We start from the raw sequence: 14,922 nt of genomic DNA on the forward strand, positions 1-14,922 counted from the left end.
TGTTATGAAAAAAACTTTCCACAAATTAACTAAATTATACAAAAAGGGAGAATCGATTTACTTATTGGGAGGGCTGTACCGGCTGATTCGATTCTGGCTGCAGTTTCATCTGGTACTTTCGTTTCGTAGCTTCACCGCCTCGAAGGTGACGGATTTCCTTATGATAATCGAGGATTTTCTTTACCTGGACCGCCATCTCCGGATTTAATTCCGGAAGCCGTTCTGTCAGGTCCTTATGAACCGTACTTTTGGACACACCGAATTCTTTTGCGATGACACGTACCGTTTTTTTTGTTTCCACAATGTATTCCCCTATCTTGATGGTCCTCTCTTTGATGTAGTCATGCACATCACTCGCCTCCTAAGGTTGACTATCCAAGGTGTTATGAGACAAGGTGATTAACTTGGGGGATGTTATGAGAAAAAAGCAGTCGACGGAAAAACGTTTCGCTTCTATGTTCGTATCGTGCACCTCGGATGCTGACCGAATGCTCGGTTATTTACATCATATTAATTCAAGAAGCGGATTATGTATGAAAAACCAGGCGACAAGTCCTTATTTTACTTGACTGAAGACGGCCAGGCCCCTTTCCATAAGTTATATGACTGTCCTTGAATATGAAATACTATGCATATTTATCCATTTTTTGGACAAATTAAAAAAAGCCGCGCAATGTACGCGGCTTTCTTTAAATTAAGTTTGGGTTGTGGAAATGGAAGATTCAATATCATCGGCGACACCGTCATCACCTTGTTCAGCGCCTTCGCCGGTGTCTGTGCCTTCTTCACCTTCTGCAGGTGCATCAACATCTTCTTCTGTTCCAGACTCAGCACCATTATCCTGATCTTTAGATGGCTCGGTACCCTGCTCTTCAGAAGCTGGGTCTTCCTGACCTTCTGTTGCAGCATCGTCCTGTTCTTCCGTTGCATCAGCATCTTGCTCATCTTTAGCTTCTTCTTTAGCTTCTTCTTTAGCTTTATCAATTTCGCTAAGTGGCTTACCGAAGAATTCTTCTGGATTCAGAGCTTGATCGCCTTTGCGTACTTCGAAGTGAACATGGACACCGCTAGCTTGTCCGAATACGTTTCTGCCGGATGTTCCCAGGACATCACCTTGGGCCACTTCTGTCCCTGCTTCAACTTTGACTTCTCCTAGACTTGCATAGACAGTAGATACCTCACCGGCATGTTCAATAGTTACGACATTGCCATAAAGCGGATCTTCTTTTACCTCTGTAACTTGACCGGTCAATGCTGCCTTGACGTCGAACTTTTCGTCGTTCTTCGTGAAGTCGACACCTGTACTTTGGTAATATTTATTTTCATACAATACAAGTGCGCTTTCTTGATCTTTTTCGGAAGCATCGTAATCATAGAACTTCGTTACAATTTGAGAATCCTCATCAACCGGCATTGCCAATTTTTCCTGTGACTCCATGACTGGGACAGCATCTTCACCGAATGGATCGTCTGTGACTACTTGATCATTGACATCGCTGTTCGGATTTTCTGCCAAATCATTTCCTTGTTGCTGGTACCATAGAACCCCAGCTAGTACGATAGCTGCTATGGACAAATAAATCGCTGGATACATCCACTTCTTGCGTAACAAGCGTCGGAACTTCATTTTTGTGACGCCGTTTTTTTCTTCCTCTCTCATTTGTTCATCACCTCAGCAACCATTCTGAGCAAAAAATCAGAGAGTTATACATCAAGTGGAAAAATTTTCTGTAAATATATCAGGAAAGTGAAAATGAACCTTGTTTGGCGTATGAATTACTTTACTTCCTGAAAGTTGGGAGAAGGGAAACAGCTCATATGTCGGACATACGTCAAACCTTTAATCCCATAAGTCTGTATTAGACTTACTTGGGGGGTTTTTTATTTTCAGTTATTTTTTATAACGGAAAAGTGGGGCTGGGAAACAAATGAGTCTACAGAAAAAGTCCTTTATAATCGAAAGGAGATGTTGAAGTTTTTTGTTGATACTCACGAATCGCTTGCCGGCGGATGCTTGCCGCGGGCACGACCTCAGCTAACTTGGTCAAGAAGATCGCTTGACCAAGTGGATCTTCGGCACGCGCTGTTCCCGCAGGCGTCACCGCCTCTCGCTCATCGTGGAATCAACCATGATATAACCGTATATCGTTATAAACTTTAATAGCGTCCAACCTAAAAAAGGGATTTTCTTATACTTTGAGCTATAATATTTTTCTCTACGTTGAGGGAGCTTCTTTGCAAAAAAACACTACATAAAACCTCAAGAAGGTATAAAGGGAATAAAATCCCTTAAAATTAACTCAAAAGCGGAACCGCCTTGCCCACCCTTTACAAGCTTAAGCCGATCCTTAAACACAAAAAAACCACGAAGAAAATCTATTTCTTCATGGTTTTTCATTTCTAATAGGATTTCGGGACATACCGGGAAAAATTTCCTGTTATTTTTTTGTTTCCATCGCGGAAGCAAGAGAGTTCAGCTGTTCAAGTTCTGTAATTTCTGTCCCTTTATAATAATGCTTTACGATGTCTTTATAGTCCTTTCCCTGCTTTGCCATTCCATTTGCCCCATATTGACTCATTCCTACGCCGTGGCCGTATCCCCTGGTCGTAAAAATCAAGTGGCCATCTTTTTTATCAATGGTGAAGTCGGTTGAACGCAATTCAAGCTTCTCCCTTACTTCTCTTCCTGATAATGTTTCCCCGCCAACTGTAATATTGTTGACACGTTTGCTATCCGTCAGCGTAATCTTAGTATTATTGATATTTTGCGGGAAGTCGACGCCAAGCTTTGCTTCCGCATCCTGCACGGAAATGACTTTCTGATCAAGGAATTTTGGTGAATTTTCATCCCACGGACTTTCAACACTTTTCAAATAAGGAATTGGGTTTGGCCAGTAATCTTCGGAATTCTCGGTAAAACCATTACTGGTGGAAAAGAAAGCTGCAAAAATCGGCTGGTTTTTATAGGTGAGAATCTCCCCTGCCGTATTTTTCACCGCTGAATTGATCTTGGTCATCTTCTCTTCAAAATCTTCCTTCCAAAGATTTCGAAGCTCCTGTGTGTTTTTGTAGACCTGATGCTGTACGGTGTCCGTCACATCCGCTTTGCCAGAAACCTTTTCTCCGCTTGTATAGTGCTTAACGATGTAAGTTCGTGCGGCCAGTGCCTGAGCTTTGAGGGCTTCCATTTCAAAATCGGCCGGCATTTCCGATGCGACCACCCGGGCTACATAATCCTCCAGAGGTACGGTCTCCACTTCGTCGGTTGCCGTTCTTAAGACATTGATGTCGAATGGAGACAGGTCCGCTGGAAGCTCGATGAGTTTACCGTTTTTGTCCTTTGCCATTTGCTCCGGCGCCCGCTCTTTATCTCCAGAATCGATAAAGGGGACGACGATCAGTGTTGGAATCATTAGAATGATGAGTAATAATGAGATAATGCTGATGAACCCTGGTCTCTGCCATTTTTTCATTCCATGCCCTCCTGCTAGTAACAATAGTAGATGTCTCTAGTAAATACTTATACAAAAAAAGGATATGGTAGAACAGGAAAATAGCATTAAATCGCAAAAACCCTGTCTGCTTTAACAAGCGTTTTTTCCATATAAAAAGGCTTACCCTACTCTTTCATTTCATGAGTGGGTAAGCCTGATGATGTATCTATGATTACGGAGTAGTCGTTACGGAATCTTGTTCCGTTTCCATTACGGCTGTTTCCGAATGAGCAGTGACAGCGTCATTGATCCGCTCAATATCTGCGCCAAGCATAGCTAATTTGTCTGCAAAGTCGACATATCCACGGTCAAGATGCTTCAATTCTGTCACGCGTGTATAACCTTCTGCAACCAATCCGGCAAGAATCAATGCAGCTCCTGCACGTAAATCGGTAGCGGCGACTTCCGCCCCTTGCAAATCAGAAGGTCCTTCGACAATGACACTGCGCCCTTCAATTTTCATTTTTGCGTTCATGCGGCGGAATTCCTCCACGTGCATGAATCGGTTTTCAAAAACAGTCTCAGTTATGACGCTTGTTCCTTTGGCTGCGAGCATCAATGCCATTATCTGCGATTGCATATCTGTCGGGAAGCCAGGGTGTGGCTGAGTCTTGATGTCCACCGCTTTCAAATGGTTCGGTCCAATGACTCTAAGCCCATCTTCTTCCTCTTCAATGATTACACCCATCTCCTGCATTTTAGAAACAAGTGAACGCAGATGCTCTGCAACTGCTCCTTTAACAAGAACATTTCCTTTTGTGATTGCTGCTGCTACCATGAAAGTTCCTGCTTCGATTCTGTCAGGGATAATGGTATGAGTGGTTCCGTGAAGCTTATCCACTCCGTTGATACGGATGGTTTCTGTTCCCGCGCCCACGATGCGCGCGCCCATTTTATTGAGGAAATTGGCAAGATCCACGATTTCAGGCTCTTTCGCACAATTTTCCAGAACGGTCTTCCCTTCTGCAAGTGCAGCAGCCATCATGATATTCTCGGTGGCTCCAACACTAGGGACATCCATATAAATTTTAGCGCCTTTCAAGCGCCCATCTGCATTTACTTCGACAAAACCATTACCTACTGTAACAGATGCTCCCATGGCTTCGAAGCCTTTGAGATGCTGGTCAATCGGGCGAGATCCAATCGCACACCCGCCGGGCATAGCGACTTTTGCGTGTCCATACCGGGCCAAAAGTGGTCCCAGTACAAGTACAGATGCCCGCATTTTCCTGACATATTCGAATGGTGCTTCTGTTGTCAGTTCCTTCGAAGCATCAACTGTCACGGTATTATTTTCAAAAGTAACTTCTGCATTCATATGACGCAATACTTCATTGATTGTAGATACATCAGCTAACGCTGGTACTTCGTGTAGAACACTCTTTCCTTCACTTGCAATTATACTTGCTGCGATGACAGGCAGTACGGCATTTTTGGCACCTTCGACCTTGACTGTGCCTTTCAGCTGCCCCCCACCACGGACGATGATTTTTTCCAAGGTTCATTCTCCTCCGCGTCCATATTCATTATTATTAGTATTCACTGGTTATAATGGGTGTGCCAATTGTAATGGTTGTCTTTGCGCCCAAACCTTCGCGGGCGGCGAACTGAACATTCATTGGACCAGCAGGCAGCGGTATCTTCTGCCCCCATTTTTCTGTATATCCGGAAATACTGGTGAAATCAGCTTCTTCTATTGTTTCAACTGGTTTAATATTCAATGCTTGGTCTAAAATTTCATACACTAAAACATCATTCATAATACCACTAATTTCAGCCTCAGCACAAGAGAAATTTACGACATTTTTCGAGAAAATACGATTATTTTTTTCTTTGACAGCTGCAGCAACGAACCGGCTCATCTGCTCGTCCCACTGTTTCCCATGAATTTTATAAATGATTTCGAGACCAAGATGGTCATTTTTAGGGACGATCATTATAACATTTTCGGTTATACCTTCTTGTTTCTGAGGGTGCGACAGGTAAAACTTGTCACTGTTACGATCAGAAGTATGCTTCCAATCAGCATCAGGAAATTGCGATTCAAGCAATTCTCTCATCTTATCCGCATCTTCCTGCGGAAAAGTCTCCCTAGCTACTACTTCCCATCTGGAAACCTTGATCGAAGCTGACTCCAGGATTTCAGTAATCTTTTGAAGCGGGAGTTCATCCTTAAGCGGACCAGCTTCCACAACGGCTCCTAGTAATGTTCCACAGAAAAATAAAACTAGCAATAATGGCAGCAAACTTCTCATCGTAACAGTCCTCCCCTTGATAGATTACTATTTTAAGTGTTTCCAAGGAGAGGGCGTTGCATACGATTTAATTTTCAACAACATCTGACATTAAAAAAGATGTACCAGCTGCTGCGACCACTGCAGAAAGTCAAGAAAGAAATTGCTGACGGTTGTACCAATGGTGATGGTCACAAGTATCATCAGCGTTCTCACTTCAAATACGTGGCCTTTTCGGAGCCAGGCATCCACCTTGATTGCTTGCAGCGAACGCCACGTGATAATGATGAAAATCAGATGGGAAATCATTCCTATCATTGCTTGCTGTCCTGCTTGTTGCATCCATGTTTCAACCATGTTCTCACACCTCTTCAATCTCATTTAGCCACACTCAACATGACATGCGTAAATGAAATTGTCAACCATGCTTGATACCCTAAGTTTTATCTACCTTTATTTGTTCGTTCGTAAACCCATTTCGGATAAAAATCCACTGAGCCTTAGTCCGGTATTTTCTGATATCCCAAGTCTGTTTACTTAACTGAGTCTACTCTGCCTCTGAAACTTATGATGAAGTTGATTCGCAAATCGCATGCCGGGGGATGCTTGCCGCGGGCACGGCCAAAGCTCACTTGATCAAGAAGAACACTTGACCAAGCGGATCTTCGGCTCGCGCTGTTCACGCAGGCGTCACCACCGATCGCTTACACAGTATTTTTTAACAAAGTTAAACTTTGTTAAAGTACAAAAAAACGGCCCGTATGGAATTTAAAATTCCGTACAGACCGTTTTTCAACCCTGCCTTACATAGATCTCCATTTTCAGTGATCTCACCCGATTTCCTTTCTACAAGGTTGATTACCAGCCTCTCCCTCAGGAGTACAGCCCTTCCTGACAAAAGAATTTCCATTATCAGTTAATATAGCATTTCGGCGAAGTTGAAGTGATTTTGGAAAAATTCGAGTGCTATTCCTGGCATGATCCCTAACAGCAGTGTACCTGCCGCACAAATGACCATTGCAATCGTAACAGCCAGTGGAAGCTCGATTTTCGTCCTGCTTCCCGGAGGGCGCATGAACATCTGTGCCATGACTCCAAAGTAATAGATATAAGAAATAATAGTGGTTCCGATCATGATCGCGGCCAGAATGTATCTGTTTGGATCGGCAAACAATGCCCCTAAAAATATGTTCAGTTTTCCAATAAAGCCAGCTGTTCCTGGGATGCCTGCCAGGGAAAGAAGGAATATCGTCATCAAAACAGCAAGCAGCGGTTTTCTATAATAGAGACCGGCAAAAACGGACACGTCCTCTGAATCATGCTGATCACTCATCATCTGGATAATTGTAAATGCCCCGATATTCATCAGAAGGTATGCGAGTAAGTAAAACCAGGTGCTTTCGAACATCAGCTGCGAAAAGGCTACAAACGGAACAAGCAAATAACCTGCATGAGCAATACTGGAATAAGCGAATAACCGCTTGATGTTACGCTGCTTCAATGCAATTGTATTGCCGACAACCATCGTTAGACCTGCAAGTATGCTTAGAAAAATCATCATGGATTGCAGCAACGAGGTGTTTTCGTCAAAGCCTTGTGTGAATGGGAATATGCTGATTAGAATTCGGAAAATAATCACGAACCCAGCTGTTTTAGATACGACACTTAAAAAAGCTGTAACCGGTGTCGGCGAGCCTTCGTAGACATCAGGGGCCCACATTTGGAATGGAACGGTGGATATTTTGAATGCTAAACCGACAAAGGTAAGTATAAATGCCATGGCGAGCAATGCCTGGCCATTTTCCGGGGTAATATTCGATATTTCCCGGGAAATTTCGGCAAGATTTGTACTCCCTGTCAAACCATAGATGTAACTCAAGCCAAACAAGGTAAATGCAGTAGATATTCCCCCATTAACGATATACTTCATTGCGGCTTCATTCGAACGGTGATGATTTTTTCGCATTCCGGCAAGCACATAGGAGGAAATGGATAACAGCTCTAGTCCGACAAACAATGTGATCAAGTCAGCGCTGCTCGCCATCATCATCGCTCCAAGCAGTGCAGTCAACATCAGATAATAGAATTCTCCTCGATATACGATACCTTCCTTCGGCTGATAGGAAATCCCCATCAATAATACGAGAAGGGCGGCAGTCAAAAGCAACAGTTTGAAAGCGATAGAAAAGGCATCCAGACGGTAAGTGTTCGCCAGGATCATTGCTGGCTCATGCCCTATTTGCATCACCAGATAAACGATTGCGACAACGATTCCTCCTGCTGCAAACCAGCCGAAGTTTTTTCGGTTAATATGCTTACCGGTGAACAGATCAAGCAAAGACAATGCTGTAGCAATGATTAAAATCGTGAACTCAGGGGCCATCATGCCCCATTCATAGCTTAATAATGTCTCCATGTCCATCTGCTCACCCCCCTATCCCAAGCATAATCGAATCTATTGCGAATTTTAGTGTGTGGGTTATGACATTCGGATAGATACCTATCATTAAAATGAAAGCAAGCAAAACGGCGGCCGGGAACATTTCTTTTCGACTCAAGTCCCGATGTATGCTCACGGTTGGTATGGTCTTTCCATACGTCACTCCCAGGACAGCACGTAACAAATAGACAACTGTCATAATAATCCCAAGTGTTCCTATCGCTCCCATCCATGGCATCTTTTCAAATAATCCAAGAAAAGCCATGAACTCGGAGACGAACCCGCTCATCCCTGGAAGCCCAAGTGATGCAAGAGCTGCCGTGAGCAGGAATCCTGCCGTAAGCGGCATCGTTTTGGCAAGACCACCTAATTTATCCAATTTGGTTGTCCGAGTCCGTTCATAAATGATTCCAACCAAGAAGAATAATAAAGAAGCAATCAAGCCATGGGATAATGTCTGGAAAATTGCCCCCTGAATACCTGCTTCATTCATGGCAGCTACCCCCAGAAGCACAATACCCATATGGGAGACGCTGGAATAAGCGAATACGCTCTTCAGTTCCGTCTGGACGAATGCCAGGAACGCTCCATAAAGCAGGTTGATCAACCCCAGCACGGCAATGAAAGGGGCTATTTTCACAAATTGGTCACCGAAAATGCCGATCCCGAAATTGATCAGCCCGTACGCTCCTATTTTCAGAAGAATCCCGGCATGAATCATGACGATTGCTACCGGTGCATGGACATGGACTCGCAGCATCCATGTATGAAGCGGTACAATCGGGAGTTTCACCCCAAAAGCAATCAGAAGAGCAAGCATACAGCCATATCGGAATTCCTCGCTTAAATAGCTGTCATTCTCCATGATTTCCTTCAAAGCTTCTATATTGGTCGTACCTGTGTTGGCAAAAATGGCAATAAACACGATCAACAGCACAGCCGAACCAAGACCGTTGTATATCAGGAAGCTGTAAGCAGCGTTTTCCCGTTCGACAAACCCCCACCTGCCTACCAGGAAGAACATTGGAACAAGTGTCATTTCAAAAAAGAAAAAGAACAAAATCAAATTTTCAGCCGTAAACACGCCGAGCATTCCCATTTCCAATAGGAGAAACCAGATAAAATAAGCTTTGTGCGCCTGCTTGATCTGAATCGAAGCGGCAATGGCGGAAAGCGAAGAAACGACTGTCGTGAGTAAAACAAGCAGCAAGGTAAAGCCATCGATGCCCAGCTCATAGTCGATCTTGAATGTACCTTCTGCGAACTGTATCCAGTCTACAGCGATTGCAAGCGTGTTTCCTGCATGGAACTGCCCATAAACCATGAAAGATAGTAATAACGGAACGAACGTAGCTAGTATACCAATCAATTTCACTTGTCTTGTATCCACTTTAGGAATTACCGTCAATACCAGCAACCCAATCAACGGGGAGAATACAAGTAATGTCAGCCAACCCATTTAGAAATACCCCCCTGTCAGTGCCACAATGAATACGAGCAGGGCCAATCCGACAAAAGCAACAGCCCCATAGTTCTGTACCTGGCCGGATTGCAGCTTGGAACCGAGACTGCTGCCTGCTTTTGTCATACCAGTTACAGAGGCTACAAGCACATCAATGATATATTTTTCTAAAAAACTTCCTAAATAAGCAATGGCCCGGGCTCCATATTCAACGGTATATTGGTAGAATTCATCGATAAAATATTTATTATAGACGACGGTGTACGTATTGGGCATGAAGCTTGTCAGGAAGTTCCTTTTCAATGACTTCTTATAATACATCATATAAGCCAGTGCGATGCCGGCAAGTGCGATCATGGTTGCTGCAAGCATCACCCAAATCGGCCCCTCATGATGTTCATAAGGTAAAAATTCATTTTCAGCAACAAGCCAATCTCCTAAGAATGTACCAAACCAAGGAGTGTTCACATAGCCCGAGAATACCGCAAGAAATCCTAGGATGATCATCGGCAGCGTCATCGAGCGTGGTGATTCTTCTACTTTTGTTACGGCCGATTTATCGTCACCGGTGAATACCATGAAGAATAGACGGAACATATAAAAAGCAGTAAAGAACGCTGCGGCTAACGCGACGGCAAATAAACCATAACGACCATCATGCCAGGTCGCCAGCAGAATCTCATCCTTACTGAAGAAGCCTGATAAGAATGGTACACCGCTGATTGCCAAGGTTCCAATCAGGAATACTGGTCCGGTTATACGCATCTTTTTCCATAGCCCGCCCATTTCTTCAATGTTCTGAGTATGTACGGCATGGATGACACTTCCTGCGGCGAGGAAAAGCAGTGCTTTAAAGAATGCGTGGGTCATCAAATGGAATACGCCCGCAGTATAACCTGCCGCACCAAGGGCAAGCATCATGTAACCCAGCTGGGATACGGTAGAATAAGCGAGTACCCGTTTGATATCTTTCTGGACAAGTCCGATTGTGGCAGCGAAAATGGCTGTGAAACCACCTGTAACAGCAACGACAGTCATGGCAGCCGGGCTTGCGTGGAAAACCGGGAACATAGCCGCTACCAGATAGACACCTGCCGCTACCATGGTCGCAGCATGAATCAGTGCGGAAACTGGCGTCGGGCCCTCCATGGCATCAGGCAGCCATGTATGCAGCGGGAACTGACCCGATTTCCCGACAGCTCCTATAAAAATAAGAATAGCGATCAATGTTAGCATTTCACCGGAAATTTCTCCTTGTGACACTGCAGCAAAAATTTCGGTGAATTCCAGGCTTCCAGTTTGCCAGAATAAGAGAATCATGCCGATCAAAAGACCAACATCTCCGATTCTAGTGACGATGAACGCCTTTTTGGCAGCTGCCTTCGCTTCTTCCTTATGAAAGTAAAATCCAATCAGCAGGAAAGAACCGACACCCACAAGCTCCCAGAAGATATAGAGCTGAAGTAAGTTTGGTGATAAAACCAAAGCCAGCATAGCAAAGGTGAATAAGCCAAGGTAAGCATAGAATGTTGAAAGACGTCCATCTGTATGCATATAGCCTTTCGAGTAAATATGTACAAGAAAACTGACCAGAGAAACGATAATCAGCATCAATGCATTTAACGGGTTGACGATGACACCGAACTGGAATTCAACCGCCCCGATAGTCAGCCAGGCAGCTTCCATCCCTCCGTTCCCTTGAGCAAGCTGGGTGAACAGGACAATAATCGACATGACGAATGAAACACCTGTAAGACCGATGCCTACCATACTGCTGTTCTGTTTCAGACTTTTTCCAAAAAAGGTTAGAATCAGGAACGACAGCAATGGAAACAAAGGGATTAACCATGCATTTTCCAACATAAAAGAAACAACCCCCTTCTGTTCCAACTATCCAACGCGTTGATTAATGTTTCATTGTATCCATCTCATCAATCTGGACGGTTGAACGGTTACGGTATAACGCAATTAAAATCGCAAGGCCGACTGCTGCTTCTGCGGCTGCGACCGTAATGGTGAATAAGGAAAAAATCTGTCCGGTAATTCCCGGGTTGATACCATACTTGCTAAAAGCGACAAGATTTATGTTGACGGCATTCAACATCAGTTCGATGGATATCAGCACGATGACCGTGTTTCTTTTCGTCAAGGCACCGAACAGACCGATACAAAACAATATCAGAGCTAATAGCAGATAGGCGTTCACGGATACCCCGCTCATGATTCCTCCGCCTCCTCTTTGTCATCCCGTCGCGCAAGGATAACAGCACCGACTAGTGTGACGAGCAACAGCACCGATACCAATTCAAATGGGATGATGTAATCACTGTATAAAGTAATGCCGATTTGTTTCGTATTTTCAACATGGAGAGCTTCCGCCTGGTCTCCAAATGAAACCGAGTTGATGGCGAAATACATCGTCATGAAAAATATTATTACACCTGCTCCCACGACAAGGTTACGCGCCAGACTCCTCCTGGACTTCTGCTCGTCATTATGTCTCGTCAGCATAATACCGAAGATCATAATGATCGTAACAGCGCCAGAATAAATAAGGATTTGTACGATAGCTACAAATTCTGCAGACAGCATGACATAGAGTCCTGCGATTGACAGAAAAGTAAGCACCAGCGAAAGAAGCATATGGATCACCTTGGTGAGATTCAGCATCAGAATCCCACCAAGGATGGCGAGCAGAGCCAGAACGAGAAATGCGAACAGTTCCCCACTCATGCTTTATTCTCCTTTCGGACATTCTGATCGTTTTCATCCAGCCATTCGAGATTTTTGAATAATTCATCCCGGGAATATTCGGCCAGTTCAAAATTGTTGGTCATGACAATCGCTTCTGTCGGACAGACTTCTGTGCACAAATCACATAATATACAAATCTCAAAGTTGATATCATAGGTATCGATGATTTTTCCCTTTTTTTCAGGATCAGGATGTTTTTTTCCTGTCAGTTCGATGCAGTCGGTCGGACAGATGTTGGCACACTGGTTGCAGACGATGCATTTTTCCGGATAGAATTTCTGGATTCCACGGAACCGGTCCGGCATGGGGATCGGTTCCTCTGGATACTGGTAGGTCATTTTCTCTTTTGTCAAATTTTTCAGCGTGTACTTTAAACCTTTTGCTAAACCAAGCATACGGAAATCCCCCTTTCAGTTAGAAAAACAGCTCCTTGATCAATGCGCTGAGGAATATGTTCGCCAGTGCTATCGGCAGAAGTACTTTCCAGCCAAATTCCATCAACTGATCGGCCCTGAGACGCGGGAAGGTAATCCGCATCCACATAAACAGGAAAACAATAACAATGAACTTGATAGTAAACCACACAGCACCAAGCCCGATTTCATTTAAGCCGATCCCTGGTATCGGTGCGTTCCATCCGCCGAGGAATAATACTGTAATCAAGGCAGATAAAGCAAAAAGGTAGACGTATTCTGAAAGCATGAAAAACGCCCAGCGGAAGCCCGAGTATTCGACATGATAACCGGCAACAAGCTCTGATTCTGCTTCAGGCAAGTCAAATGGCGTCCGGTTCAATTCAGCGGTTCCGGCTATCAGGAAAATCAAAAATGCAATCGGCTGCAAAAAGATAAATGCGATATTTTCCTGAGCTTGGACAATCTCGACCAGATTCAGGCTTCCTGTAAAAAGAATGATTCCGATGACGGACATGACAAGCGGGATTTCATAGGAAATCATCTGTGCGGCTGCCCTCATCCCGCCCATTAAGGCATACTTGTTATTGGATGCCCAACCAGCGGTTACGATTCCAATCGTCGAAATACCTGAAATGGCGATATAGTAAAGCAGGCCGACACCGATATCCGTAAACTTGAATGCCTCGGTGAACGGGATGACTGCAATTACCAGAAAAGCTGGAGCATAGGCGATTACAGGTGCCAGGACGAACAGCGTTTTATCTGCCTGTTTCGGACGAGTGTCTTCTTTTAACAACAGTTTCAGGATATCAGCAACGGACTGCAGCAGACCAAACCGGCCGCCTACCCGGTTAGGGCCATGTCTCAGCTGCATGTATCCCATCACCTTTCGTTCAGCGAGGATGGCGAAAGTAACAAACCCAAGCGTAATGCTAAGCATCGTCACGCCGAGCCCTGCAAAGATGGCGAAGTTGGTCCAGCTTGGCTGGGATTGCAATAAGGAATCAATCCACGTCATCAGCCATCAACCTCCCCTAAAACAATGTCCACTCCTCCGAGAATCGTGATCAGATTAGCCATGTTCTCCCCTTTCAACAGCTTGGGAAGAATCTGCAGGTTATAAAAGGAAGGGCGGCGGAACTTTAATCGATAAGGCTCTTTTTTCCCTTCACTGGCGATATAGCAGCCGATTTCTCCACGTGGAGATTCAATCCGGACGAACGCTTCCCCTTTTGGTGCTTTGATGATCCGCGGGACTTTCCCCATGTATTTCCCATCATCTGGGATTTGTTCGACTGCCTGCTCAATGATTTTGAGGGATTCTTCGATTTCAGCCATCCGGCACTGGTAGCGGGACCAGGCGTCACCACCCTCCCGAGTGATTACATTAAAATCAAATCTGTCGTAAACAGAATAGGTTTCGTGTTTCCGAAGATCCCATTCGACCCCGGTACAGCGAAGATTCGCCCCGCTGAGTGAATACTGGATCGCTTCTTCTTTTGTATATTTACCGATTCCTTTAACCCGGTTCAGAAAAATTTCGTTACCTGTAACCAGGTCATGGTAGCCTTTCAATTGCTCGCGCATGTATGGGACGAACTCACGAACCTTTTCCAGCCAGCCATCAGGGGCATCCCATTTCACCCCGCCAACTCTCATATAGTTGAATGTGAGCCTCGCACCGGACAGCTCATTCAGAAGGTTGATGATCATTTCCCTCTCTCTGAACGCATATAGGAACGGGCTGACTGCTCCAATATCCAATAAATATGTACCAAACCAGACAAGGTGACTGGCGACTCTTCCTAATTCCATAGCGAGCACGCGTAAATATTCTGCCCGATCCGGCAGCTCGGCCCCCATCATAGTTTCCACCGCGTGGCAGAGGACATAGTTATTCGTCATAGCAGAAATATAATCCATCCGGTCGGTGTAAGGAATGATTTGTGTATATTGCAGGTCTTCTGCCAGTTTTTCTGTACCACGGTGAAGGTAACCGATCACTGGTGTCGCCTCGACAATCGTCTCCCCATCAACCTTGATGACCAGCCGGAAGACTCCGTGGGTGCTCGGATGCTGTGGACCTACATTCAGCATCATTTCTTCTGTTCGAATCATAATC

The 14,922-nt window shown here is 44.7% G+C and carries 15 protein-coding genes; 1 reads left to right on the top strand and 14 read right to left on the bottom strand.

From position 1 onward, the window contains the following. Positions 1 to 61: 61 nt before the first annotated feature. Positions 62 to 349 carry a sporulation transcriptional regulator SpoIIID gene (spoIIID, locus tag JOC33_RS03100; protein ID WP_205090845.1) on the bottom strand — a complete coding sequence of 96 codons (288 nt, stop codon included), beginning with the start codon at positions 347 to 349 and terminating at the stop codon, positions 62 to 64. Positions 350 to 416: 67 nt separating this feature from the next. Here spoIIID and JOC33_RS03105 point away from each other — a divergent pair, with 67 nt between their 5' ends. Further along, positions 417 to 569 carry a hypothetical protein gene (locus tag JOC33_RS03105; RefSeq protein WP_205090846.1) on the top strand — a complete coding sequence of 51 codons (153 nt, stop codon included), beginning with the start codon at positions 417 to 419 and terminating at the stop codon, positions 567 to 569. Positions 570 to 694: 125 nt separating this feature from the next. Here the strand turns inward: JOC33_RS03105 and JOC33_RS03110 are convergent, their stop codons facing one another. The 13 genes from JOC33_RS03110 to JOC33_RS03170 all read right to left on the bottom strand — a co-directional run bounded on the left by JOC33_RS03110 (position 695) and on the right by JOC33_RS03170 (position 14,918). Then, on the bottom strand, positions 695 to 1,660 hold the full coding sequence (locus JOC33_RS03110) for a stage II sporulation protein SpoIIQ (RefSeq protein ID WP_205090847.1): 966 nt from the start codon (positions 1,658 to 1,660) through the stop codon (positions 695 to 697). 778 nt (positions 1,661 to 2,438) lie between these two features. After that, positions 2,439 to 3,473 (bottom strand): stage II sporulation protein D, encoded by a 1,035-nt coding sequence (spoIID, locus tag JOC33_RS03115; RefSeq protein WP_205090849.1) that lies wholly within the window; start codon positions 3,471 to 3,473, stop codon positions 2,439 to 2,441. A gap of 193 nt (positions 3,474 to 3,666) precedes the next feature. After that, positions 3,667 to 4,992 (bottom strand): UDP-N-acetylglucosamine 1-carboxyvinyltransferase, encoded by a 1,326-nt coding sequence (gene murA, locus JOC33_RS03120; protein ID WP_205090851.1) that lies wholly within the window; start codon positions 4,990 to 4,992, stop codon positions 3,667 to 3,669. 34 nt (positions 4,993 to 5,026) lie between these two features. After that, the gene (locus JOC33_RS03125) at positions 5,027 to 5,749 is read right to left on the bottom strand and encodes a YwmB family TATA-box binding protein (RefSeq protein WP_205090854.1); all 723 of its coding nucleotides are present in this window, start codon (positions 5,747 to 5,749) and stop codon (positions 5,027 to 5,029) included. 90 nt (positions 5,750 to 5,839) lie between these two features. After that, on the bottom strand, positions 5,840 to 6,085 hold the full coding sequence (locus JOC33_RS03130; RefSeq protein WP_239533954.1) for a DUF1146 family protein: 246 nt from the start codon (positions 6,083 to 6,085) through the stop codon (positions 5,840 to 5,842). Positions 6,086 to 6,644: 559 nt separating this feature from the next. After that, positions 6,645 to 8,150, bottom strand: a complete 1,506-nt coding sequence (gene nuoN / locus JOC33_RS03135; RefSeq protein ID WP_205090856.1) for an NADH-quinone oxidoreductase subunit NuoN — start codon at positions 8,148 to 8,150, stop codon at positions 6,645 to 6,647. Between the two features lie 4 nt (positions 8,151 to 8,154). After that, positions 8,155 to 9,627, bottom strand: coding sequence for a complex I subunit 4 family protein (locus JOC33_RS03140; RefSeq protein ID WP_205090858.1), 1,473 nt, complete (start codon positions 9,625 to 9,627; stop codon positions 8,155 to 8,157). Then, complete coding sequence (gene nuoL / locus JOC33_RS03145) at positions 9,628 to 11,493, bottom strand: NADH-quinone oxidoreductase subunit L (RefSeq protein ID WP_205090860.1); 1,866 nt, start codon at positions 11,491 to 11,493, stop codon at positions 9,628 to 9,630. It abuts the gene before it with no gap. A 43-nt stretch (positions 11,494 to 11,536) separates the two neighbouring features. After that, the gene (gene nuoK / locus JOC33_RS03150; RefSeq protein ID WP_205090862.1) at positions 11,537 to 11,851 is read right to left on the bottom strand and encodes an NADH-quinone oxidoreductase subunit NuoK; all 315 of its coding nucleotides are present in this window, start codon (positions 11,849 to 11,851) and stop codon (positions 11,537 to 11,539) included. Then, a complete protein-coding gene (locus JOC33_RS03155; RefSeq protein WP_205090864.1) occupies positions 11,848 to 12,363 on the bottom strand; it encodes an NADH-quinone oxidoreductase subunit J in 516 nt (171 codons plus the stop codon). The genes nuoK and JOC33_RS03155 overlap by 4 nt, the downstream gene beginning before the upstream one ends. Then, on the bottom strand, positions 12,360 to 12,779 hold the full coding sequence (gene nuoI / locus JOC33_RS03160; RefSeq protein ID WP_205090866.1) for an NADH-quinone oxidoreductase subunit NuoI: 420 nt from the start codon (positions 12,777 to 12,779) through the stop codon (positions 12,360 to 12,362). The genes JOC33_RS03155 and nuoI overlap by 4 nt, the downstream gene beginning before the upstream one ends. Before the next feature lie 19 nt (positions 12,780 to 12,798). Next, positions 12,799 to 13,818, bottom strand: a complete 1,020-nt coding sequence (nuoH, locus tag JOC33_RS03165) for an NADH-quinone oxidoreductase subunit NuoH (RefSeq protein ID WP_205090868.1) — start codon at positions 13,816 to 13,818, stop codon at positions 12,799 to 12,801. Beyond that, the gene (locus JOC33_RS03170) at positions 13,818 to 14,918 is read right to left on the bottom strand and encodes an NADH-quinone oxidoreductase subunit D (protein WP_205090870.1); all 1,101 of its coding nucleotides are present in this window, start codon (positions 14,916 to 14,918) and stop codon (positions 13,818 to 13,820) included. The genes nuoH and JOC33_RS03170 overlap by 1 nt, the downstream gene beginning before the upstream one ends. Positions 14,919 to 14,922: the final 4 nt, after the last annotated feature.

Origin of the sequence: Thalassobacillus pellis (assembly GCF_016908295.1) — a bacterium.
Taxonomy (GTDB): domain Bacteria; phylum Bacillota; class Bacilli; order Bacillales; family Halobacillaceae; genus Thalassobacillus; species Thalassobacillus pellis.

Coding starts and splice junctions, on each gene's coding strand:
- nuoK (WP_205090862.1), bottom strand. CDS start 11,851: ATGAGCGGGGTATCCGTGAACGCCTATCTGCTATTAGCTCTGATATTG.
- nuoI (WP_205090866.1), bottom strand. CDS start 12,779: ATGCTTGGTTTAGCAAAAGGTTTAAAGTACACGCTGAAAAATTTGACA.
- JOC33_RS03170 (WP_205090870.1), bottom strand. CDS start 14,918: ATGATTCGAACAGAAGAAATGATGCTGAATGTAGGTCCACAGCATCCG.
- JOC33_RS03125 (WP_205090854.1), bottom strand. CDS start 5,749: ATGAGAAGTTTGCTGCCATTATTGCTAGTTTTATTTTTCTGTGGAACA.
- JOC33_RS03155 (WP_205090864.1), bottom strand. CDS start 12,363: ATGAGTGGGGAACTGTTCGCATTTCTCGTTCTGGCTCTGCTCGCCATC.
- JOC33_RS03130 (WP_239533954.1), bottom strand. CDS start 6,085: ATGGTTGAAACATGGATGCAACAAGCAGGACAGCAAGCAATGATAGGA.
- nuoL (WP_205090860.1), bottom strand. CDS start 11,493: ATGTTGGAAAATGCATGGTTAATCCCTTTGTTTCCATTGCTGTCGTTC.
- JOC33_RS03105 (WP_205090846.1), top strand. CDS start 417: ATGAGAAAAAAGCAGTCGACGGAAAAACGTTTCGCTTCTATGTTCGTA.
- spoIID (WP_205090849.1), bottom strand. CDS start 3,473: ATGAAAAAATGGCAGAGACCAGGGTTCATCAGCATTATCTCATTATTA.
- nuoN (WP_205090856.1), bottom strand. CDS start 8,150: ATGGACATGGAGACATTATTAAGCTATGAATGGGGCATGATGGCCCCT.
- nuoH (WP_205090868.1), bottom strand. CDS start 13,818: ATGACGTGGATTGATTCCTTATTGCAATCCCAGCCAAGCTGGACCAAC.
- JOC33_RS03110 (WP_205090847.1), bottom strand. CDS start 1,660: ATGAGAGAGGAAGAAAAAAACGGCGTCACAAAAATGAAGTTCCGACGC.
- JOC33_RS03140 (WP_205090858.1), bottom strand. CDS start 9,627: ATGGGTTGGCTGACATTACTTGTATTCTCCCCGTTGATTGGGTTGCTG.